The following is a 20,395-nucleotide window of genomic DNA, read 5'->3' as shown; positions in this document are numbered from 1 at the left end:
TCGGGCGCCGTCAGGCGCCCGGCCGGTCGACCTGCTCGGCCAGGCTGGCCGGCGCCTGGATGCAGTAGGAGTCGGTCAGCAGCTCGGCGAGCTCCTGCCAGTCGATCCCGGCCTCCTCGTCGAGGACCATCCCGATGACGTTGCCGCCCCACCCGGAGCGGAAGTAGGGGTCGCCCATGTGCTCGAAGGCGGCCACCTCGTCAGGCTCGCCGCGGAAGGTGATCCGGAAGACCCGGTCCTCACCGCCGAAGACGTGCGCGATCGTCGCGCCGCCGACGCGCCAGCGGGTGCCGGTCCACGCCGCCTCCTGCTCGCAGCGCGGCAGGACGCCGAGCACCGCGTCGATCCGCTGCACCCACTCCTCCGGCACGAGCGGACGGTCTGCAAGGGCCACGGCGTGATCCTGCCACCGGCCGCCGACATCCGTCCGCACGTGATACCTGAGGACGGGGTGAAGGGATTCCCGGCCGGATCCCGACCACCACGTCCTCAGGTATGTCAGTAGGACTTCGGCAGCCCCAGCGAGTGCATCGCGACGAAGTTGAGGATCATCTCCCGGCTCACCGGGGCGATCCGGCCGGCGCGGGCGGCGACGAGCAGGCCGGCCATGCCGTACTCCTGCGTGATGCCGTTGCCGCCGTGGGTCTGCACGGCCGCGTCGACGGCGTGGACGGCGGCCTCGGCGGCGGCGTACTTCGCCATGTTGGCGGCCTCGCCCGCGGCCATGTCGTCGCCGGCGTCGACGAGGGCGGCGGCCTTCTGGGTCATCAGCCGGGCCAGCTCGTTCTCGATGTGCGCCATCGCGAGCGGGTGAGCGATCGCCTGGTGGGAGCCGATGGGCGCCTTGAACACCGTGCGCTCCTGGGCGTACGACGACGCCTTCTCGAGGGCGTGACGCGCGAGGCCGGTCGAGAAGGAGGCCGCCATGATCCGCTCGGGGTTGAGGCCGGCGAAGAGCTGCACCAGCCCACCGTCCTCGTCGCCGACGATCGCGGTGGCCGGGAGCCGGACGTCGTCGATGAACACCTGGAACTGCTTCTCCGGGCTGACGATCTCCATCGGGATCGCGGTGAACTCGAAGCCCGCGGAGTCGGTCGGGACCACGAAGAGGCAGGGCTTGAGCTTGCCGGTCCTCGCGTCCTCGGTGCGGGCGACGACCAGCACGTTGGCGGACTCGTCGACGCCCGAGATGTAGATCTTCTGGCCCCTGAGCACCCACTCGTCGCCGTCGCGGCGGGCGGTGGTCGTGATGTTGTGCGAGTTGGTGCCGGCGTCGGGCTCGGTGATCGCGAAGGCCATCGTGGCGGTGCCGTCGCAGATGCCGGGGAGCCACTCCTGCTTCTGCGCTTCGGTGCCGTAGCGGGCGATGACGGTGCCGCAGATCGCCGGGCTGACGACCATCATCAGCAGCGGGCACCCCTGCGCGGCGAGCTCCTCGCAGACGGCGGCCACGTCGCCGATGCCACCGCCCCCGCCGCCGTACTCCTCAGGGATGTTGACGCCGAGGTAGCCCGCCTTGGCGATCTCGAGCCACAGCTCGGTGGTCTTCTCGCCGGCGCGGGCGCGCTCGACAAACCACTCGCGGCCATAGCCCTTCGCCAGCTTCGCGACCTGGCGGCGGAGCTCGATGCGCTCGTCGGACTCGGTGAAGTCGGTCATTCCGGGTGTCCTTCCACTACTGCCAGAACCTCCCCGGACGCGACCTGCGCCCCGGGCTCGACGTTGATCTCGGTGACCGTGCCGTCGAGCGGCGCGGTCACGGTGTGCTGCATCTTCATCGCCTCGAGGACGAGGACGACATCGCCGGCGCTGACGTCCTTGCCGGCCTCGGCGACGACCTTGACGACCGTGCCGGGCATGGGCGCGAGCAACGACCCGCTTGCCACGGCGTCGGCGGGGTCGGTGAAGCGCCGGACCTCGCGCAGGCTGACGGACCGAACGCCTCCGTCGACGTGGACCTCACGCCCACCGGACGTCCCCCCGCCGACGATCAGTCCGTCGTACTGCTGAGTCACCCCGTCGACCTCGAGCCGCGCGTGGGTCGGGGACACGTCGAGCACCGTCACGCCGTCGACGACGAAGCCGTCACGCGTGCCCCACCACTCGACCGGGTCGTGGCCCTCGAACGTGGTGCGCTGCGGCTGGCTGACGACGTTGCGCCAGGCGGCGGGGACACCCCGCTGGACCGTACGTCGCTCGGCGTCGGCGGCGGCCAGCATGAGCGCGCCGGCGACGACACTGGCCCGTGAGTCGCGGGGAGACTCAGCGGGAATCGGACGCGACTCGAGCCAGGTCGTCGTCATGTCTCCGGCCACGAAGACCGGGTCGGTGAGGATCTCGACGAGCTGGTCACGGTTGGTGGTGATCCCGTGGATCCGGGCACGCCTGAGCGCGGCGACGAGCTGACGGATCGCCTGCTCGCGGGTCGGCGCCCACGCGATCACCTTGGCCAGCATGGCGTCGTAGAACGTCGAGACCTCGTCGCCCGAGGCGAACCCGGAGTCGACCCGGACACCGCTGCGCGAGAGCAGGTCGAACGCACCGTCGGCCGGGAGGTCGAAGGTGACCAGGCGGCCGCTCTGGGGGACGTAGGCCGCGTCCTCGGCGTAGAGGCGTACCTCGATCGCGTGGGTGGTGGGCGGGTCGCTCCACCCCATGAACCAGTCCGCCTCCGCGGCACGCAGCTGCAGCTCGACCAGGTCGACCCCGTGCACGAGCTCGGTGACGGGGTGCTCGACCTGGAGGCGGGTGTTCATCTCGAGGAAGAAGAACCGCTCGGCCCCGGGGTCGTAGAGGAACTCCACGGTGCCCGCGCCGCGGTAGTCGATCGCCTCGGCGGCCTTCTGCGCCGCCTCGTGCATCGCTGCGCGTACCGCGTCCGGGAGGCGGGGCGCGGGGGCCTCCTCGACGACCTTCTGGTGCCGCCGCTGGACGGAGCAGTCGCGGTCGCCGTAGACGACCGAGTCGACGAGCTGGACCTCGACGTGGCGACCGGCCTCGACGTAGGGCTCGACGAACACCGTGCCGTCGCCGAACGCCGACGCGGCCTCGGCCCGCGCCGCCTCGATCTCGGTGTCGAGCCGGTCGAGGGTGCGTACGACGCGCATGCCACGACCACCGCCCCCCGCCGACGCCTTCACCAGCAGGGGGAGGTCGGCCTCGGTGGGCGTCGACGGCGCCGACAGGACGGGTACGCCGGCCGCGGCCGCGATCTCCTTGGCGCGGACCTTGTCGCCCATCGCCGCGATCGCCTCGGGCGACGGACCGACCCAGGTGAGGCCGGCGTCGATGACGGCGCGCGCGAAGTCGGCGTTCTCGGACAGGAAGCCGTAGCCCGGGTGGACCGCGTCGGCGCCGGACCGACGGGCAGCCTCGACGACCAGGTCGATGCGCAGGTAGGTGTCGGCAGGCGCGTTGCCCGGGAGGCGTACGGCGTGGTCGGCCTCGGCCACGAACGGCAGCCCCGCATCGGCGTCCGAGTGGACGGCCACGGTCTCGATGCCCAGGCGGCGGCAGGTGGCGAAGACCCGGCGCGCGATCTCGCCCCGGTTGGCGACCAGCAGTCGACTGATCATGTGCGGAACACCCCGAATCCCTCGCCACCGGTCCAGGTGGTGTTGCTGATGACGCTGAGGCAGATCGCCAGGACGGTCCGGGTGTCGCGGGGGTCGATGACCCCGTCGTCGTAGAGCATCCCGGAGAGCGCGTAGGGCAGCGACTGTTCCTCCACCATCTGCTCGACCATCGCCCGCATGCCGGCGTCGCCCTCCTCGTCGTACTCCTGTCCCTTGGCCTCCGTCGCGGCGCGCGCCACGATGCTGAGCACCCCGGCGAGCTGGGCGGGGCCCATCACGGCGGACTTCGCGCTCGGCCAGGTGAAGAGGAAGCGCGGGTCGAAGGCGCGGCCGTTCATGCCGTAGTTGCCGGCGCCGTAGGACGCACCCATGATCACGCTGAGGTGCGGGACGCTGCTGTTGGAGACGGCGTTGAGCATCTGTGCGCCGTGCTTGATGATCCCGCCCTGCTCGTAGTCCTTGCCGACCATGTAGCCCGTCGTGTTGTGCAGGAAGAGGAGCGGGGTGTCGCTCTGGTTGGCGAGCTGGATGAACTGCGTCGCCTTCTGCGCCTCCTCCGAGAACAGCACCCCCTGGGCGTTGGCGAGGATGCCGATGGGGTGGCCGTGGAGCTGTGCCCATCCGGTGACCAGCGACGTGCCGTAGAGCGGCTTGAACTCGTCGAACGGCCGGCCGTTGCGCTCGGACGTCCCGTCGACGATCCGGACGATCACCTCGCGCGGGTCGAACGGCTCCTTGAGGTCGGTCGGGATGAGGTCGAGCAGCGTCTCGGGGTCGGCGTCGGGCTCGGCGAAGACGCACTGCGAGGGCGAGTCCGACACTTGTAGGCCGTTGCAACCCCCTCCAAGTGTCGGACTCCCCGCACGTGCGGGGACTCCAACAGAGGGCCTACGCCGGTTCAGGCGGGCCACGATCCGCCGCCCGATCCGGATGGCGTCGAGCTCGTCCTCGGCGAGGTAGTCGGCCAGGCCGGAGACCCGGGCGTGCATCTCGGCACCGCCGAGCGACTCGTCGTCGGACTCCTCGCCGGTCGCCATCTTCACGAGCGGCGGGCCGCCGAGGAAGACCTTCGCGCCGCCGCGGACGAAGACCGTGTAGTCGCTCATCCCCGGTACGTAGGCACCGCCCGCGGTCGAGTTCCCGAAGACCAGTGCGATCGTCGGCTGCTTGCGCGCCGACGACCTGGTCAGGTCGCGGAACAGCCGCCCGCCGGGGATGAAGATCTCCTTCTGCGTCGGCAGGTCGGCGCCGCCGGACTCGACCAGCGACACGGTCGGGAGGTCGTTCTCCTCGGCGATCTGCGAGGCGCGGAAGATCTTCTTGACCGTCCAGGGGTTCGACGCGCCACCCTTCACGGTCGGGTCGTTGGCGCTGATCATGCACTCGACGCCCTCGATCACGCCGATGCCGGTGACGACCGACGCACCGACGGTGAAGTCCGAGCCCCAGCCCGCCAGCGGCGACAGCTCGAGGAACGCCGATCCGGGGTCGACGAGCAGCTCGATCCGCTCGCGGGCCGTCAGCTTGCCGCGCGCGTGGTGGCGGTCGACGTACTTGTCGCCGCCGCCGGCCACCGCGACCGCGTGCTGGGCGTCGAGGTCGGCGATCTTCTCGAGCATCGCCTCGCGGTTGGTCACTTCTCGACCACCGCCTTCATCCGCTCGAGGGTCGTCCGCATGCCGTTGCGGTTGGTGCGCCCGCGCAGCGCGCCGAGCAGTGTCCAGTAGACGCGGGTGTAGAGGGACGGCTCCATCCGGAAGTACTCCGTGACCAGGGTGCCGCCGTCCTTCGCCTCGAGCCGGTAGCCCCAGTTGTTGACCGTGATCGCGTCGGTGCCCACGGAGAACTCGAAGACCTTCTCGGGCTCGCACGCGGTGACCCGGCACGGCGACCAGTACGTCGGTCCGACGCCGTTGCGCTTCACGTGGCCGGCGAAGTACGCGCCCACCTCGGGCCCGGTCGAGCCGCGGGTCCACTTCGCCTCGAAGGTCTCCGGGCTGAACTCGCCGATCCGCGTGACGTCGCTGACGAGGTCCCACACCTCAGAGGGCGGGGCGTCCATCCAGACCGAGACCTCGTCACCGAGGGAGGGGAGCGTGAACACGGGCAGTCCTTTCATGACGCATAACCCATCAGCTTGGCCGTCAGGTCGCGCAGCACCTCGTCGGCGCCGCCCCCGATCGGCAGGATCCGGGCGTCGCGGTAGTGCCGCTCCACCTCGGTGCCGTGCATGTAGCCGGTGCCGCCGAACAGCTGGACGGCCCGGTCGCAGACGTGGGCCGCGCAGTCCACGGCGGTCTGCTTGGCCAGGCAGGCCTCGGCGACCACGAACTCGCCCGCGACGTGGCGGGCCGCGACGTGGCGCGTGTAGGTGCGGGCGACCTCGACCTGGCGGCGCATCTCGACCAACGTGTGCTGGACGGACTGGTTGCCGATCAGGGGCCGGCCGAACGTCTGGCGGTCACGGGCGTACGCCGCCGCGAGGTCGAGCGAGCGCGCCGCGATGCCGTAGCCGTGGACCGCCAGCGCGATCCGCTCGACGACGAACTGGTCGGCGATCTGGCCGAAGCCGCTGCCCTCGGCGCCGACGAGGTTCGCCACCGGCACGCGGCAGTCGGCGAAGGACAGCTCGGCGGTGTCGGAGCAGTGCCAGCCCATCTTCCGCAGGCCACGGTCGACGGTGAAGCCGGGCGTGCCCTTCTCGACGACCAGCAGCGAGATGCCGGCGTGGCCCGCCCCTTGATACGGCACAGGGCCGGTGCGGACGGCGACGGTGACGAAGTCGGCGCGGACGCCGGAGGTGATGAAGGTCTTCGCACCGTCGACGACGTAGTGGTCGCCGTCGCGCGTCGCGGTGGTCCGCAGCCGCGCGACGTCGGACCCGCCGCCCGGCTCGGTGATCGCCAGCGACCCGATGAGGTCGCCGGCCAGCGTGGGACGGACGAAGCGGTCGACCAGGTCGTCGTTGCCGGACGCGGCGATGTGCGGCAGCGCGATCCCGCTGGTGAACAGCCCGGCCATCAGGCCGCTGGACGCACCGGCGTCGAACATCGCCTCCTGCATCGCGACCGAGTCGAGCAGGTCGCCGCCGCTCCCGCCGACCGACTCCGGGAAGGCGACGCCGATCAGGCCCAGGTCGCCGGCGGTCCGGTGCAGCGTGCGCGGGATCTCGCCCGCGTCCTCCCACTCCTGCAGGTGCGGCGCGACCTCGCGACGGACGAACTCGGCAGCCGTGGCCCGGAGGGCGTCCCGTTCGGCTGATCTCGACGCGCCCAGCGCACCCTCGTTCGTCGGGCGCGGGGCTTGCTCGACCTCCCCTCGCGACACGTCCGGCTCGTCCCTCGCCGGTCCCTGCTCGGTGATCACAGCAGCGAGTCCTCGATCGACACCAGCCGCGAGCGCAGCCACTCCCCGAGCCCCTTGGCCTGCGGGTCGAAGCGCGGCGAGGCCGCGACGCCATCGCCGAGCAGGCCGTGGAGGACGAGGTTCACCGCACCGAGGTGAGGCAGCAGCCACACCTCCACGTCGAGCCCGTCGGCCTCCGGGAGCAACGCCGGGATCCCGCGCGGTGACATCAGCTTGAACAGCCACTGCACGCGGGCGTCGTACACCTCCCGGGAGACGCCGTCGTGCGCCACCCACAGCCCGACGTTGGCGTCGCCGCCCTTGTCGCCGGAGCGCGCGTGGACGAAGGTGCCGAGCGGGAGGCGGCGGGTGAGCACGTCGGTGCGGCCGGGGTACGGCGACGGGCGGGCGCCGGGTGCCTCGCCCTGGGGCACGCCGAGGCCGGGGTCGACGACGACCTCGCGGGTCCCGTCGGCGTGGACGACGGTGTGGGTGACGTCGGCGCGGTCGACGTAGGCCGCCCGGTAGATGCCGAAGGGCGTGGCCGGTGCCGGCGGGGCCGTCATCGTGAAGCCGGGGTAGGAGCCGAGCGCGAGCTCGACCACCGCGGAGGTGAACGAGCGGCCGACTGGGTCGGGCGACGGGTCCTTGACCGTGCAGCGTAGGAGGGTCGAGGCGGCCTCCTCGGTGGGCGCGTCGGCGGGTGGTGCGGTGACGTCGGACCAGACGACCTCTGCGGCGGTGAGGCGGCTGCCGAGCTGGTCGCGCACCCACGCGGCCTTGGCCTCGACGTCGAGACCGGTGAGGACGAGCTCGACGCCGTTGCGCCAGCCGCCGAGCTCGTTCACGCAGACCTTGAGCTGCTCGGGTGGCGCCTCGCCGACGACGCCGGTGATCGCGACCCGGTCGTCGCCGACCTCCTCGAGCCGCAACGCGTCGAGGTGGACCGTGACGTCGGGGCCGAGGTAGCGGGTGGACTGGATCTCGTAGACGAGCTGCGCGGTGACGGTGTCGACGGTGACCGCGCCGCCGGTGCCGGGGTGCTTGGTGATGACGCTCGATCCGTCGGCGGCGACCTCCGCGACCGGGAAGCCGAGCGGCTTCTCCCGGCCGGGCAGGGTCAGGAAGCCGCTGAAGTTGCCGCCCGTCGCCTGCGTGCCGCACTCGATGACGTGGCCGGCGACGACCGCGCCCGCCAGCTCGTCGTACGACGTCGGGGTCCAGCCGTGGTGCGCGACGGCCGGTCCGACGACGAGCGAGGCGTCGGTGACGCGACCGGTCACGACGATGTCGGCGCCGCCGGTCAGGGCCGCGGCGATGCCGAACCCGCCGAGGTAGGCGTTGGCGGTGAGTGCGCCCTCCAGCTCGAGGTGGCGTACGTCGTCGCCCTCGACGTGGGCGACCGCGGGGTCGAGGCCGAGGGCCTTCGCCACCTCGCGGAGCCTGTCGGCGAGCCCGGCGGGGTTGAGGCCACCGGCGTTGGCGACGATCTTCACGCCGCTCTCCAGCGCAAGACCGAGGCAGTCCTCGACCTGGCGGACGAAGGTGCGGGCGTAGCCCAGGCTCGGGTCCTTGAGCTGGTCCTTGCCGAGGATGAGCATCGTCAGCTCGGCGAGGTAGTCGCCGGTGAGGACGTCGAGCTCGCCCCCCTCGAGCATCTCCCGCATCGCGCTCAGCCGGTCTCCGTAGAAGCCGGAGCAGTTGCCGATCCGCAGTGCCGGGCGCTGGGCGTCGATCATCGCGGCGACCGTCCCTCGCCCGGCTGGCCCGCGAAGGCCTGGGCGATGTCGAGCCAGCGATCGACGTCGGGACCGGTGGCCACGAGGTCGGTGTCGGCGCGGTGGACCCGCTGGGTGACGAGCCGGCAGAAGTCGCCGGCGCTGCCGGTCAGGGTCTGCGCGGCGTCGACCGGCCCCCAAGTCCACACGTCGTCCGACGGCGAGACGAGGTCGATCCGGAACTCCTCGGCGGGTGCGTCGAGGCCGTGGACGCTGAAGGCGAAGTTGCGGGTGCGGACGCCGAGGTGCGCGACGTGGCGGATCCGGTCGGTGTCCTCGACCGGCGCCCCGAGTCCGGCATGGACGTCGAGGCTGTGCGCCCACGTCTCCATCAGCCGCGCGGTCGCCATCGACGTGGCCGACATCGGCGGTCCGAACCACGGCATCTTCTCGCCGTGGGGGTACGCCGTCAGCGCCTCGCGCAGCGCCGTACGGCCGGCGCGCCAGCGGTCGAGGAGGTCGTCGGCGCGGGCGAGGCGGACCGCCTCGGTGTCGACGAAGCCCTCGGGGTCGCTGATGGCGGCGAGCACGACGGCGTCCCACGCCGCCTTGTCGGTCGCTGCCTTCAGCGCGACCTCGTCGGTCCACGCGAGGTGGGCGACCTGGGTCGCGACGTCCCAGCCGGGCGCGGGGGTCGGCGTCTGCCAGCCGGCCGCGTCGAGGTCGCGGACCAGCGCCTCGAGCCGGTCGCCCTCGGCGGCGAGGTCGGCGAGCACCTGGGTGAGCACGTCGGTCAACTCGGGGCCCCCGCGGCGTTGTCGGGCGGAGGAGCGCAGCGGAGGAGGACGAGAACGTCGTGGGGTGAGTCGGTCATCTCGGGGCCCCCGCGGCGTTGTCGGGCGGAGGAGCGCAGCGGAGGAGGACGAGAACGTCGTGGGGTGAGTCGGTCATCGGCTTCTCGTCATCTCTCGGTCGAGCACGTCGGCCCACTGGTGGAGGATCCGACGGCGGCGGGCGGAGTCGTCGGAGATGGTCGAGGCCAGACCCAGCCCGCGCACCAGGTCGAGGGTGGCCTGCACGAGCTCGCGCACGCCGGGCCACGACTCGTCGGCGCCGAGCGCGGCGGCGGTCATCCGGTGCGCCTCGCGTCCGACCCGCTGCTCGAGCGGGGCCACTGCGGCAAGCAGGGTCTCGTCGGTGCGGGCCGCGACCCACAGCTCGAGCGCGGCGGCGAAGACCGGGGACGCGAAGTGGTCGCCCAGCATCGTGACGACCGCGCGGGTGCGCTTCCCGCCGGCAGGGAGCGCGGCCACGGCCTGCGCCAGCTCCGCGCCGCGGCGTTCGGTGAGGTGCTCGACCGCGGCCACGACGAGGTCGTTCTTCGTCGGGAAGTGGTGGAGCTGGGCGCCCCTGCTCACGCCCGCCCGCTCGGAGACGAGGGTCGTGGAGGTGCCGGCGAACCCCCGCTCGACCAGCACGTCGACGGTCGCCTCCAGCAGCCGGGCCCGCATCGCCCGGGTCCGATCGGCCTGCGGCACGCGGACCGGGCTGTCGACGGAGCTCGACGGGATGGGCACGGCTCCAGCCTGCCGTCGTACAAACAAACAGTCAAGCCTGACTTTTTCTGATAGTTCAGGGTGAGATGGCTGCCGACATGGCCGGGCCGCGACCATCTTTCCCTGAACTACCCCGACGCCGGTCAGTCGAGGCGGGCCACCAGCGGCAGCCGCGAGCGGGCCGACAGCCCGACGACCGCGGCGGTCAGCAGCGGCAGGGCCACCACGATCGCGACGATCAGCAGCCACGGGATCGCGAGGAACGGGCCGTCCGGACCGGGTCCCGAGCTCCCGAAGCTCGCCGTGAGCGGCCGGGAGATCGCGATGCCGGGGATGAAGCCGACCCCCGCACCGAGGACTGCGCCGACGAGGCCGATCACGAGAGCGTACGCCGCCGCAACCCGACGCCGGGTCCGTGGGGCGGCGCCGACCGCGGACAGCGTGGCCAGGTCGGGCTTCGCGTCGGAGAGCGCGAGGAACGTCGCGGTGAGCGTGCCGCCGAGCATCAGCACCCCACCCAGCGCACCGAGCACCAGCAGGATGATCAGCGCCTCGTCGGGTCGCTGGTAGCCGCGCTCGACGTAGACGTAGGTGCCGTCGACGGCGCCCTGGACGGACTCCTTGATGCGGGTCTCCGTCGCACCGGAGACGTCGCCGGTGAGTCGGAGGCTGACCGTGGCGACGTCCATCCCGAGCCGCTCGGCCATCGCCGTCGGCAGCACGGCCTGGGCTGGAGCGGCGCCGGACGCCGACATGTCCCACGGCACCAGCTGGGCCTCGACCTCGTCGCTCGACTCGACCTGCGGCGCGTCGTCGCCGTCGCTCCACGTCTCCCGGTGCACAGTGACGTCGGCGGCCTGGTCGGCGTCCGTGGAGAACATGACGGCACGCCCGTCGGCCAGTGCAGCGTCCACCGCCGCGCCGACCTCGCCGTCGAGTCCGAGCTCCTCGGCGCTGTCGGCCACCGCGACCATCGGGCCATAGGTCATCAGTCCCCAGACCTGGTCCTGCAGGTCGCGCGGCGGATCGATGTAGGTCGCCGTGTAGCCATCGGGGTCGTACAGGTCCTGCACCCCGCGCATCGACCGCACCTCGACGCCCGGCGCCGTCGAACGGACCGTCTCCTCGATCCGCGACCATGCCTCCGTCGCTTCCGGCACCTCCTCGCCGGGCAGGACGTCGGGACTCCAGGACACGTAGCCGGTGCCGATCTTCGCCTGCGGGGTGTACGTCATCTCGTTCTGCCGCTCGTCGCTCGCGTTGGCGATGCCGAGGGCGACGACCCCGGCCACGGTGGCGGCCACTGCGGCGACAGCGGGGACCGTCCGGGTGCGGTGGCGGGCGGCGTCGCGGGCGGCGTACCTCGCCGTCAGCGGCAGCCGGCCCGAGACCCGCGCGACGACGGACACGACGACCGGCACCACCAGGATCATGCCCAGCACCGAGACGACCGCCGAGCCCGCGATCCAGAGCGCACCGTTGCCGGAGTCGGAGGTCACGGCGCCGTAGGCCGAGGCGGCGATGCCGACGCCGAGCAGCACCAGGCCGACGACCGGCGTCGAGGCGCGCGGGCGTCGGTCGCCCCGTCGCCCGGCCAGCACGGCCACGACGTCCTGCCGGCTGGCGAGCCAGGCGGGGACGACGGAGGCGAGGAGGGCGGAGACGAGGCCGAAGGCGACGATCGCGGCGAGGTAGGCCACGGGCAGGTCGAGCGGGCCGAACCACTCCCCCTGGAACCGCTGGACCACGGGAAGGAGGGCCCAGCCGGCCACGATCCCGAGCACCAGGCCGACGGCCGAGGCGACGAGGCCGAGGACGAGGCCGCTGCCGAGGATGACCCGCCGCGACTGGGCGGGCGTGCCGCCGGAGGCCGCGATCAGGGCGAGGGTGCGCGCGTGGCGGCGCGCGCCGACGGCGAAGGCCGGGCCGGCCAGCAGGACGACCTCGATGAGCGCCATCACGATGATGAGGGCGATGACGGCGAAGATCTCGTTCTGCCCGGTGTCGTAGCCCATCTGCTCGGCCATGGACGCCACGTCGGGCGGGTCGGCCAGCACGGCGCGCGAGATGACCACGCCGCCGATCGCGTTCAGGTCGCGGACGGTCGACCACGACACGGGTCCGCCGGCGTCGACGAGCCACTCGCGACGGTTGGTCGACTCGTCGGCGAGGTCGTCGACCGAGCCCAGGACGACCGGCATGGTGCGGTCGGTCGCGTCGCGACCGGAGCCGACGATGACCAGCGTGCGACCCGCGACGTCGAGCTCGTCCCCGATCCGGAAACCCTTGTCCAGCATGGCTCCGCTGACGACGACCTCGCCCGCCGACTCGGGCAGGTGGCCCGCCTCGAGGTCGAAGAGGCCGGTGCTGAGCGGGTCGGTCAGGTCGACGCCGGTCGTCGAGAAGTCGATGACGCGGTCCCCGAGCCGGGCCCGGGAGTACCCGTGCGTGAGGGGGACCAGGCGTACGTCGTCGCCCAGCACGGCGCGTACGTCCTGCTCGGTGGCCGGGTTCTCGTAGTCGGACTCGCCGACGAACGTCCACTCGTTGTCGGACGGGTCGGGCACCTGCACCACCTCGCCGCTGCCCTCCGTCAGGACGAGGGCGTCGGCGGCACCGAGGGTGCGATCAGCTCCCTCGAGGCCGGAGACCTCGGCGGTCTTGATGATCACCGCAGCGGCGCTCACCGCGAGTACCGGCAGGCTGATCATGACCAGCACGAGGATGCTGCGGCCGCGGTGGCGCAGCGCGTCGCGCCACGCGATGCGCAGGGCCGGGCGCCAGCCGCTCACCTTCCAGCCTCTTCGACGAGGAGGACCTCGGGCTCGTCGGAGCCGGTCTCGTCGACGACGACGCCGTCGCGCAGGAACACGACGCGGTCGGCCCAGGCGGCGTGCCGGGCCTCGTGGGTCACCATCACGCCCGCGGCGCCGGCGTCGCAGCGCGCGCGGAGCAGCCGGAGGATCTCCTCGCCGGTGTCGGTGTCGAGCGCGCCGGTGGGCTCGTCGGCCAGGATCAGCCGTCGCTCGCCGACGATGGCGCGGGCGATGGCGACGCGCTGCTGCTGGCCGCCCGACATCTCGTCGGGGAACCGGTCGACGAGGTCGGCGATGCCGACCTCCTCGAGGGCGGTGACGGCGAGCCGCCGCGCGATCCTCGACTTCTCGCCGTCGAGCTCTCGGGGCAGGGCGACGTTCTCCGCGGCGGTCAGGGCGGGGATCAGGTTGAAGTCCTGGAACACGTAGCCCACCGACGTACGCCGGATGCGTGCGCGCCCGGCGTTGTCGAGCGTGGCGAGGTCGTGGCCCTCGATCCGGACCGAGCCGGACGTCGGGGCGTCGAGCCCGCCGGCGAGGGTGAGGAGGGTCGACTTGCCGGACCCGGACGGGCCCATCACGGCGACGAGCTCGCCGGGGTGGGCGCGGAAGGTGACACTGCGCAGGGCGTGCACCTCGGTGGCACCCTCGCCGTGGACGCGCGAGACCGCGGCGAGGTGGAGCACGGCGTTCATCGGGTGGCCCCCTCGGTGCTCGGCGTGCTCGCTCCGGGGCGTACGCCCTCGCGCTCCGCGGCGGCGCGACGCAGCCTCGCCTCGCAGTGGTCGAGCCAGCGGACCTCGGCCTCGGCGTCGAAGACGAGCGCGTCGAGGACCAGGCTCCAGGCCAGGTCGGCGGGCTCCTGCGGAGTGGCCGCGCGGCCGGTGCGCTTGAGCCGGGTGTAGTCCTGGAGCGACGCCATGGTCGCGGTGCGCTGGCGCTGGATGATCGTGCCGACGTCGACGCCGGGCAGCGTCACCGCGATCGCGAGCTTGATCGCGAGCTCGTCGCGCGGGGGCTGGGAGCGAGGCACCGGAGTGGCGAACCACTCCGACACCTCGCTCCGTCCCGCCTCGGTGGCGCGATAGACGTGCGTCCGATCGGAACCGAGCGGTTCGCCGACACCCCCGTGCCCGGCGTTCCCGCTCCCTGCGTCGCCAACGACGACCTCGACCAGTCCGTCACGCTCGAGGCGCGTCAGGGTCGTGTAGACCTGCCCGATGTTGAGCGGCCAGGTCTCCCCGGTCCGCTGCTCGAACTCCGCCCTCAGCTGGTAGCCGTACATCGGCCCCTGCTCGAGGATCGCCAGCATCGCCTGCCGGATCGACATCCGTGCCTCCGTGGTCTCGCTCCTCCGCCCCCGTGAGCGATGGATACCGGGTATGTATACCACGTATGCATGAGCCCTCGTACACCTCGCAGGGGCAGGACTGGGAGGGCGAGTCGGACACCTGGAGGGGGTAGCAACGGCCTCCAGGTGTTGGAGTCCCCGCACGTGCGGGGACTCCGACAGCAGGAAATGTCAGACGGCGGCGACGGTCAGCACCACGCGGGCCCGCTCGGCGGGTGCGAGCCAGCGGCGACGGGTGCGGCGGAGCTTCCAGGTCGAGTACGCCAGGAACGGCACCGCCACCGCCGGGGGCAGCCAGGCCCAGGGACCGGTCGAGATGGTCGTGAAGACCATGCCGGTGAGGGTGGTGACGAGCGAGAGCTTGCCGGCGTACGCCGCCATCGACGCGTGCGGCGCCGGGGTCGCGCGTGGGGAGGAGAGGTCGACGCCGTAGGGCGAGCGGACCGACCACGTCATCACGATCGCGAGCACCTGCACGAGCACGACCAGCCAGCACGACAGCACCGCGGCGCCGACGACGAGCGGCGGCATCCCGTTGCGCAGCAGGGCGAGGACGATCGTCACGCCCGACACCATCGCCATGCACTCCGCCACGACGAGGGTGCGTACGTCGAACACGTCGGCGGCCGACACCGGGAGGGTCTCGCGCCACACCATGCCCTTGCCGTCGAGGCACCAGGCGTTGACGCCGAAGAGCAGCGCGGCACCGCTCGCCGTCAGGCCCGGCAGGAGCATCACCGAGCTCCACTGGAGACCGGCGACGAGCGCGACGAGGCCGGGGCCGATGCCGAGCACCATCAGCCCTCGCCGCATCCCGACCGACCGCCAGACCGACCCGCGGTCGAGCCGGTGCAGGAGCGCACGGTCGGGCGAGCCCCAGCGCGGCTCGGGCACGGGCCGTGCCTCGTGCACGCCGGACTGGACCCGCAGCTCCTCGCGCGGCGGCAGGCCGAGGGCCCAGGCCGCTGGACGGGCACCGACGACGACGCCGACGACCGCGAGGACCAGGAGCACGAGCACGGCGACCGGCCAGCTCGAGGTCTGGGCGGTCTCGGCGAGCCAGGTCGTCGGCAGCGACCGGGCGACCGGGCCCAGCGTGCCGGCGAGATGCAGGCCGGCGACGAGGACGACGACCACACCCGCCACGACGCGGACCACGACGACGCCATCGGTCGTACGACGTACGCCCTCCGCAGCCCAGCCGACGGCCTGGCCGATCGCGGTCGCGGCGAGCACCCAGGCGAGCACAACGAGCTGCGCGCCGAGCAGTCGGTCCGTCGGCGTGACGAGCGAGGTGACGGTGAGCAGACCCCACATCTGGACGAGCCACGCGAGGTTGAGCGGGGCGAGCAGCAGCGCACCGAGGTGCTCGGTCACCGGGCTGACCGGGTGGATCGCCACCTCGCTGCGCGACAGCAGCTCGCGACCGCCGCCGCTGCCCATCGCAGCACTGATGGCGAGCAGCAGGACGCCGAGGAAGGCCCCGCCGAGGTTGGCCTCCAGCGCGGCGACCGCCTGGTCGAGGGCGGACGACCCCGAGCCGCCGAGGTCGAAGCTGTTGGGCGCGATGGCGAAGCCGGCGGTCAGCCCGAGGACCACAACCGCGCCGGCGAGCGAGGCACCGCGACGGCGTACGGTCCGGGCGCGGAACGCGACCAGGTGACCCGTGTCGCGCGCTGCGCCCAGCCAGCCGGTGTCAGTCGAGGAGCGCACGGTAGGCCTCGCCGGTCAGCTCGCCGGCCTGCATCGCGGCGACCCGGTTGCCGCCGCGCAGCACGACCGCGGTGCCGCACGCCTCGAGGGCCAGGTCGCGCAGGTGGGTGGAGAGCAGGACGCACGCGCCGCGCGCGCGGGCGTCGGCGACGACCTCGAGCGTCGCCTCGACGCCCAGCGGGTCGACGCCGTCGAAGGGCTCGTCGAGCAGGAGCACCGTGGGCTCGTGGAGCGCAGCGAGGACGACGCTGAGCCGGCGGCTCATGCCGTGGCTGAACCCGCCGACCACGCGGTGCGCGACGTCGCCGAGCTCGAAGCGCTCGAGCAGGTCGCGGCCGCGCTCCTCCCAGTCGTCCATCCGGCGCAACCGGGCACTGAGCTGGAGGTGCTCCCACGGGGTCGCCCGCGGGACGAGGCCGCCCACGTCGGGGCAATAGCCGACGACGCGCTTGACGCCGAGGGCGTCGGTCGCGGCATCGTGGCCGGCGACGGTGACCTCACCGGCGGTCGGGGGCACGACCCCTGCGAGCACCTTCATGGTCGTCGACTTGCCGGCGCCGTTGCGCCCGAGCAGCGCGGTCGCCTGGCCGCTGTCCGCGGTCAGGTCGACGCCCGACACAGCCTCGACGTCGCCGAAGCGCACGTGGAGGTCGCGGACGACGACGGCTGGGGTCTGGCTCACCGGAGAAGTGTGCCCCGGTTCGGTGCTGCGTGGAGGCGCTTTGCCCGACCCGCCCGCGCTGTAACGCCGGGTTACTACGTGTACCCACCCCCGAGGACGGGGGTGGGTACAGCAAGTAACCCGGCGTTACAGCGCCGGTCAGGCGGGGAAGGACTCGCCCTTCGCCGCGAGGTCGCGGAGGTACGCCGTCGGGCGGAAGCGCTCGCCGTAGGCCTCGGCGAGCTCGTCGGCGCGGGCCAAGAAGGCGTCCAGCCCGACCGGGCCGACGCCGTGGCCGGTCTCGTCGAGTGCCTGCCAGCCGGTCATGAACTGGGCCGCGCCGCCGGTGAGCGACGGGAAGCCGATGCCCATGATCGAGCCGATGTTGGCCGCGGCGGCCGAGGTCAGCACGCCCTCCTCGAAGCACTTCGCGGTCTCGAGCGCCTCGATGAAGAGCATTCGGTCGCGCACGTCGCGGATCGGGACCTGCTGCTCCGCGACCGGGAAGTGCTCGGCGAGCCCGGGCCACAGCGTCGTACGCCGTCCGTCGGCGTCGTAGTCGTAGAAGCCCGCGCCCTTGAGCCGCGACGGCCGACCGAGGTCGATCATCGTGGCGATGACGTCGCCGGCGGGGTAGTCGCCGAGGTCGACGCCGTCGCGCGCGGCGGCGTCCTCGGTGGCCTTGCGGATCTTGGCCATCAGCTCCATGTTGAGCTCGTCGCTGATCTGCAGCGGCCCGACCGGGAAGCCGGCTGACGTCGCGGCCCGCTCGAGCGACACCGGGTGCACGCCCTCGGCGAGCATCGTCAGGCCCTCGTTGATCTGGGTGCCTATCACGCGCGAGGTGTAGAAGCCGCGCGCGTCGTTGACGACGATCGGCGTCTTGCGGATCTGCTGCACGACGTCGTACGCCTTGGCGAGCGCGAGGTCGGACGTCTCCGCGCCGCGGATGATCTCGACCAGCGGCATCTTGTCGACCGGGCTGAAGAAGTGCAGCCCGATGAAGTCGGCCGGGCGGTCGATGCCGGTCGCGAGCTCGGTGATCGGCAGCGTCGAGGTGTTGGAGCAGAGCAGCGCGTCGTCGTTGATGAAGGGCGCGATCTCGGCGAACACCTTCGCCTTGAGCGACGGGTCCTCGAAGACGGCCTCGATGACGAGGTCGCAGCCGGCGAGGTCGGCAGGATCGGCCGTCGCGGTGATCCGGCCGAGCAGCTCGTCGGCCTTGTCCTGCGTCAGCCTGCCACGCTCGATGCCCTTGGCGTTGAGCTTGGCCGTGTAGGCCTTGCCCTTCTCCGCGGCCTCGGCCGACACGTCCTTGAGCACGACCTGCATGCCGGCGCGCGCGCACGAGTACGCGATGCCGGCGCCCATCATCCCGGCGCCGAGGACGCCGACCTTGGTGGCCTGCCAGCGCTCGATGCCCTGCGGGCGGAGCGAGCCGGAGTTGATCGCCTGGAGGTCGAAGAAGAAGGCCTGGATCATGTTCTTGGCCTGCTGGTTGACCACCAGGTTGGTGAAGTAGCGGCTCTCGATGCGCGACGCGGTGTCGAAGTCGACCTGCGCACCCTCGACCGCTGCGCTCATGATCGCGCGCGGGGCGGGGTAGACCGCGCCCTTGGTCTGCTTGCGCAGCAGGGCCGGGAACATCGGCAGGAACTGCGCCAGCGCCGGGGTCTTCGGCGTGCCGCCGGGCATCTTGTAGCCCGCGCGGTCCCACGGGTTCCGCGCCGCGTCCTCGTCGTCCTGGACGCTGCGGATCCATGCCTTCGCCGCGGGCACGAGCTCCTCGCGGGTCGGCAGCACCTCGTCGATGAGGCCCTTGGCCAGCGCACCCTGCGGGTCGAACTGCGTGCCCGGCATCAGCACGTCCATCAGCGCGGACTGCAGCCCCAGCATGCGTACGACGCGGGTGACCCCGCCGCCGCCCGGCAGCAGGCCGAGCGTCGACTCGGGCAGCCCGATCTTGACCGAGCGGTCGTCGACGGCGATGCGGCGGTTGGCCGCGAGGGCGATCTCGAGGCCGCCACCGAGGGCGGCACCGTTGATCGCCGCGACGACGGGACGGGGAAAGGTCTCGAGCCTGCGGAGGCTGGCCTTGACGGCCTCGCCCATCGCGAAGATCTCGTCGGCGTCGTCGGCGGTCGCCTTCACCATGCTCTTGAGGTTGCCGCCGGCGAAGAAGGTCTTCTTCGCGCTGGCCAGCACGACGCCGGTGACGTCGTCCTGCTCGTCGTACAACCGCTCGACGGCGGCGTGCATCGAGGCCTGGTAGAGCTCGTTCATCGTGTTCGCGCTGGCCGTCGGGTCGTCGAGGGTCAGCGTGACGATGCCGTCGGCGTCGCGGTCGTAGCGGACGGCGGTCTGCTCGGTGGTGGTACTCATGTCGTGTCTCCTCAGACCAGCTCGACGATCGTGGCGATGCCCATGCCGCCGCCGACGCAGAGCGTGGCGAGGCCGCGCTTCTGGTCGCGACGGGCGAGCTCGTCGACGAGGGTGCCGAGGATCATCGCGCCGGTGGCGCCGAGCGGGTGGCCCATCGCGATGGCGCCGCCATTGACGTTGGTGATGTCGTGGCTGATGCCCATGTCGCGCATGAACCGCATCGCGACGGCGGCGAAGGCCTCGTTGATCTCGAAGAGGTCGATGTCCTCGACCTCGAGACCGGCCTTGGCGAGCGCCTTGCGGGCGGCGGGCGCCGGTCCGGTGAGCATGATCGTCGGGTCGGCGCCCGACACGGCGGTCGCGATGATGCGGGCGCGCGGCGTCAGCCCCATCGACGTACCGGCCTCCTCGGTGCCGATCGCCATCACGGCCGCGCCGTCGACGATGCCCGAGGAGTTGCCGGCGTGGTGGACGTGGTCGATCGCGGGGATCCAGTGGTACTTCTCGAGCGCGACGTCGTCGAAGCCGGCGTCACGACCCATCTGCGCGAACGACGGCTTGAGCCCGGCGAGGCCCTCGACCGAGGTGTCGGGGCGGACGGTCTCGTCGCGGTCGAGCACGGTGACGCCGGAGAGGTCGCGCACCGGGATAACGGCGTTGTCGAAGTAGCCGTTGGCCCACGCCTTCGCGGCGCGGTGGTGGGACTCGGCGGCGTACGCGTCGACGTCCTCGCGGCTCCAGCCCTCGATCGTGGCGATCAGGTCGGCGCCGATGCCCTGGGGCACGAAGCCGGTCTCCAGCGCGGTGGCCGGGTCCATCGCCCAGGCGCCGCCGTCGCTGCCCATCGGCACGCGGCTCATCGACTCGACACCACCGGCGAGGATCAGGTCCTCGAAGCCGGAGCGCACGCGCTGCGCGGCCTGGTTCACGGCCTCGAGCCCGGAGGCGCAGAAGCGGTTGAGCTGCACGCCGGCGACGGTCTCGGGGTAGCCGGCCTTGAGCGCGGCGGTCTTGGCGATGTCGCCGCCCTGGTCGCCGATCGGGGTCACGACGCCGAGCACGACGTCGTCGACGCGGGCCGGGTCGAGCGTGGGGTTGCGGGTCTTGAGCTCGTCGAGGAGTCCGACGACCAGATCGACCGGCTTGACCTCGTGCAGCGAGCCGACGGCCTTGCCGCGGCCACGAGGCGTCCGGATGTGGTCGTAGACGAATGCTTCTGCCATGCGAGCGATTGTGACACCATTACTGTCACAGTCCAACAGGTGTGTCCCGCGTCAC

At 72.2% G+C, this 20,395-nt stretch carries 16 protein-coding genes; all 16 read right to left on the bottom strand.

The genetic code is table 11. The features are described from left to right. Positions 1-10: 10 nt before the first annotated feature. Complete coding sequence (locus JI751_RS04225) at positions 11-394, bottom strand: MmcQ/YjbR family DNA-binding protein (RefSeq protein WP_307813817.1); 384 nt, start codon at positions 392-394, stop codon at positions 11-13. 104 nt (positions 395-498) lie between these two features. Beyond that, entirely contained in the window at positions 499-1,659 is a 1,161-nt protein-coding gene (locus JI751_RS04220; protein ID WP_201933714.1) for an acyl-CoA dehydrogenase family protein, read from the bottom strand. Continuing rightward, on the bottom strand, positions 1,656-3,575 hold the full coding sequence (locus JI751_RS04215; protein WP_201933708.1) for an ATP-binding protein: 1,920 nt from the start codon (positions 3,573-3,575) through the stop codon (positions 1,656-1,658). The genes JI751_RS04220 and JI751_RS04215 overlap by 4 nt, the downstream gene beginning before the upstream one ends. Then, complete coding sequence (locus tag JI751_RS04210; protein ID WP_201934609.1) at positions 3,572-5,194, bottom strand: acyl-CoA carboxylase subunit beta; 1,623 nt, start codon at positions 5,192-5,194, stop codon at positions 3,572-3,574. Before JI751_RS04210 ends, JI751_RS04215 begins: the two co-directional genes overlap by 4 nt. Positions 5,195-5,208: 14 nt before the next feature. Then, a complete protein-coding gene (locus tag JI751_RS04205; protein ID WP_201933707.1) occupies positions 5,209-5,694 on the bottom strand; it encodes an SRPBCC family protein in 486 nt (161 codons plus the stop codon). Then, a complete protein-coding gene (locus JI751_RS04200; RefSeq protein ID WP_307813816.1) occupies positions 5,691-6,902 on the bottom strand; it encodes an acyl-CoA dehydrogenase family protein in 1,212 nt (403 codons plus the stop codon). Before JI751_RS04200 ends, JI751_RS04205 begins: the two co-directional genes overlap by 4 nt. Before the next feature lie 35 nt (positions 6,903-6,937). Further along, positions 6,938-8,659, bottom strand: a complete 1,722-nt coding sequence (locus JI751_RS04195; protein ID WP_201933706.1) for an acyclic terpene utilization AtuA family protein — start codon at positions 8,657-8,659, stop codon at positions 6,938-6,940. Then, positions 8,656-9,426, bottom strand: coding sequence for a TIGR03084 family metal-binding protein (locus tag JI751_RS04190; RefSeq protein WP_201934606.1), 771 nt, complete (start codon positions 9,424-9,426; stop codon positions 8,656-8,658). The genes JI751_RS04195 and JI751_RS04190 overlap by 4 nt, the downstream gene beginning before the upstream one ends. Positions 9,427-9,585: 159 nt before the next feature. Beyond that, positions 9,586-10,215, bottom strand: coding sequence for a TetR/AcrR family transcriptional regulator (locus JI751_RS04185; RefSeq protein ID WP_307813814.1), 630 nt, complete (start codon positions 10,213-10,215; stop codon positions 9,586-9,588). Positions 10,216-10,337: 122 nt separating this feature from the next. Then, positions 10,338-12,986, bottom strand: coding sequence for an ABC transporter permease (locus tag JI751_RS04180; protein ID WP_201933705.1), 2,649 nt, complete (start codon positions 12,984-12,986; stop codon positions 10,338-10,340). Further along, positions 12,983-13,705: an ABC transporter ATP-binding protein gene (locus JI751_RS04175; protein WP_201933704.1), complete on the bottom strand. Its 723-nt coding sequence runs from the start codon at positions 13,703-13,705 to the stop codon at positions 12,983-12,985. The genes JI751_RS04180 and JI751_RS04175 overlap by 4 nt, the downstream gene beginning before the upstream one ends. Beyond that, positions 13,702-14,340 (bottom strand): PadR family transcriptional regulator, encoded by a 639-nt coding sequence (locus JI751_RS04170; RefSeq protein WP_201933701.1) that lies wholly within the window; start codon positions 14,338-14,340, stop codon positions 13,702-13,704. The genes JI751_RS04175 and JI751_RS04170 overlap by 4 nt, the downstream gene beginning before the upstream one ends. Positions 14,341-14,532: 192 nt before the next feature. After that, on the bottom strand, positions 14,533-16,074 hold the full coding sequence (locus JI751_RS04165; RefSeq protein WP_201933700.1) for a hypothetical protein: 1,542 nt from the start codon (positions 16,072-16,074) through the stop codon (positions 14,533-14,535). Then, the gene (locus tag JI751_RS04160; protein ID WP_201933699.1) at positions 16,058-16,756 is read right to left on the bottom strand and encodes an ABC transporter ATP-binding protein; all 699 of its coding nucleotides are present in this window, start codon (positions 16,754-16,756) and stop codon (positions 16,058-16,060) included. Before JI751_RS04160 ends, JI751_RS04165 begins: the two co-directional genes overlap by 17 nt. Before the next feature lie 138 nt (positions 16,757-16,894). Continuing rightward, the gene (locus tag JI751_RS04155; protein WP_201933697.1) at positions 16,895-19,117 is read right to left on the bottom strand and encodes a 3-hydroxyacyl-CoA dehydrogenase NAD-binding domain-containing protein; all 2,223 of its coding nucleotides are present in this window, start codon (positions 19,115-19,117) and stop codon (positions 16,895-16,897) included. Between the two features lie 11 nt (positions 19,118-19,128). After that, positions 19,129-20,340, bottom strand: coding sequence for an acetyl-CoA C-acetyltransferase (locus JI751_RS04150; protein WP_201933695.1), 1,212 nt, complete (start codon positions 20,338-20,340; stop codon positions 19,129-19,131). Between the last annotated feature and the right edge of the window lie 55 nt (positions 20,341-20,395).

The sequence above is a fragment of the Nocardioides baculatus genome, from assembly GCF_016735675.1.
Lineage (GTDB): Bacteria > Actinomycetota > Actinomycetes > Propionibacteriales > Nocardioidaceae > Nocardioides > Nocardioides baculatus.
The sequence above is the reverse complement of the archived record's forward strand: the minus strand, read 5'-3'. Positions and strand labels throughout refer to the sequence as shown.

Coding starts and splice junctions, on each gene's coding strand:
- JI751_RS04175 (WP_201933704.1), bottom strand. CDS start 13,705: ATGAACGCCGTGCTCCACCTCGCCGCGGTCTCGCGCGTCCACGGCGAG.
- JI751_RS04195 (WP_201933706.1), bottom strand. CDS start 8,659: ATGATCGACGCCCAGCGCCCGGCACTGCGGATCGGCAACTGCTCCGGC.
- JI751_RS04205 (WP_201933707.1), bottom strand. CDS start 5,694: ATGAAAGGACTGCCCGTGTTCACGCTCCCCTCCCTCGGTGACGAGGTC.
- JI751_RS04150 (WP_201933695.1), bottom strand. CDS start 20,340: ATGGCAGAAGCATTCGTCTACGACCACATCCGGACGCCTCGTGGCCGC.
- JI751_RS04215 (WP_201933708.1), bottom strand. CDS start 3,575: ATGATCAGTCGACTGCTGGTCGCCAACCGGGGCGAGATCGCGCGCCGG.
- JI751_RS04155 (WP_201933697.1), bottom strand. CDS start 19,117: ATGAGTACCACCACCGAGCAGACCGCCGTCCGCTACGACCGCGACGCC.
- JI751_RS04220 (WP_201933714.1), bottom strand. CDS start 1,659: ATGACCGACTTCACCGAGTCCGACGAGCGCATCGAGCTCCGCCGCCAG.
- JI751_RS04170 (WP_201933701.1), bottom strand. CDS start 14,340: ATGTCGATCCGGCAGGCGATGCTGGCGATCCTCGAGCAGGGGCCGATG.
- JI751_RS04210 (WP_201934609.1), bottom strand. CDS start 5,194: ATGCTCGAGAAGATCGCCGACCTCGACGCCCAGCACGCGGTCGCGGTG.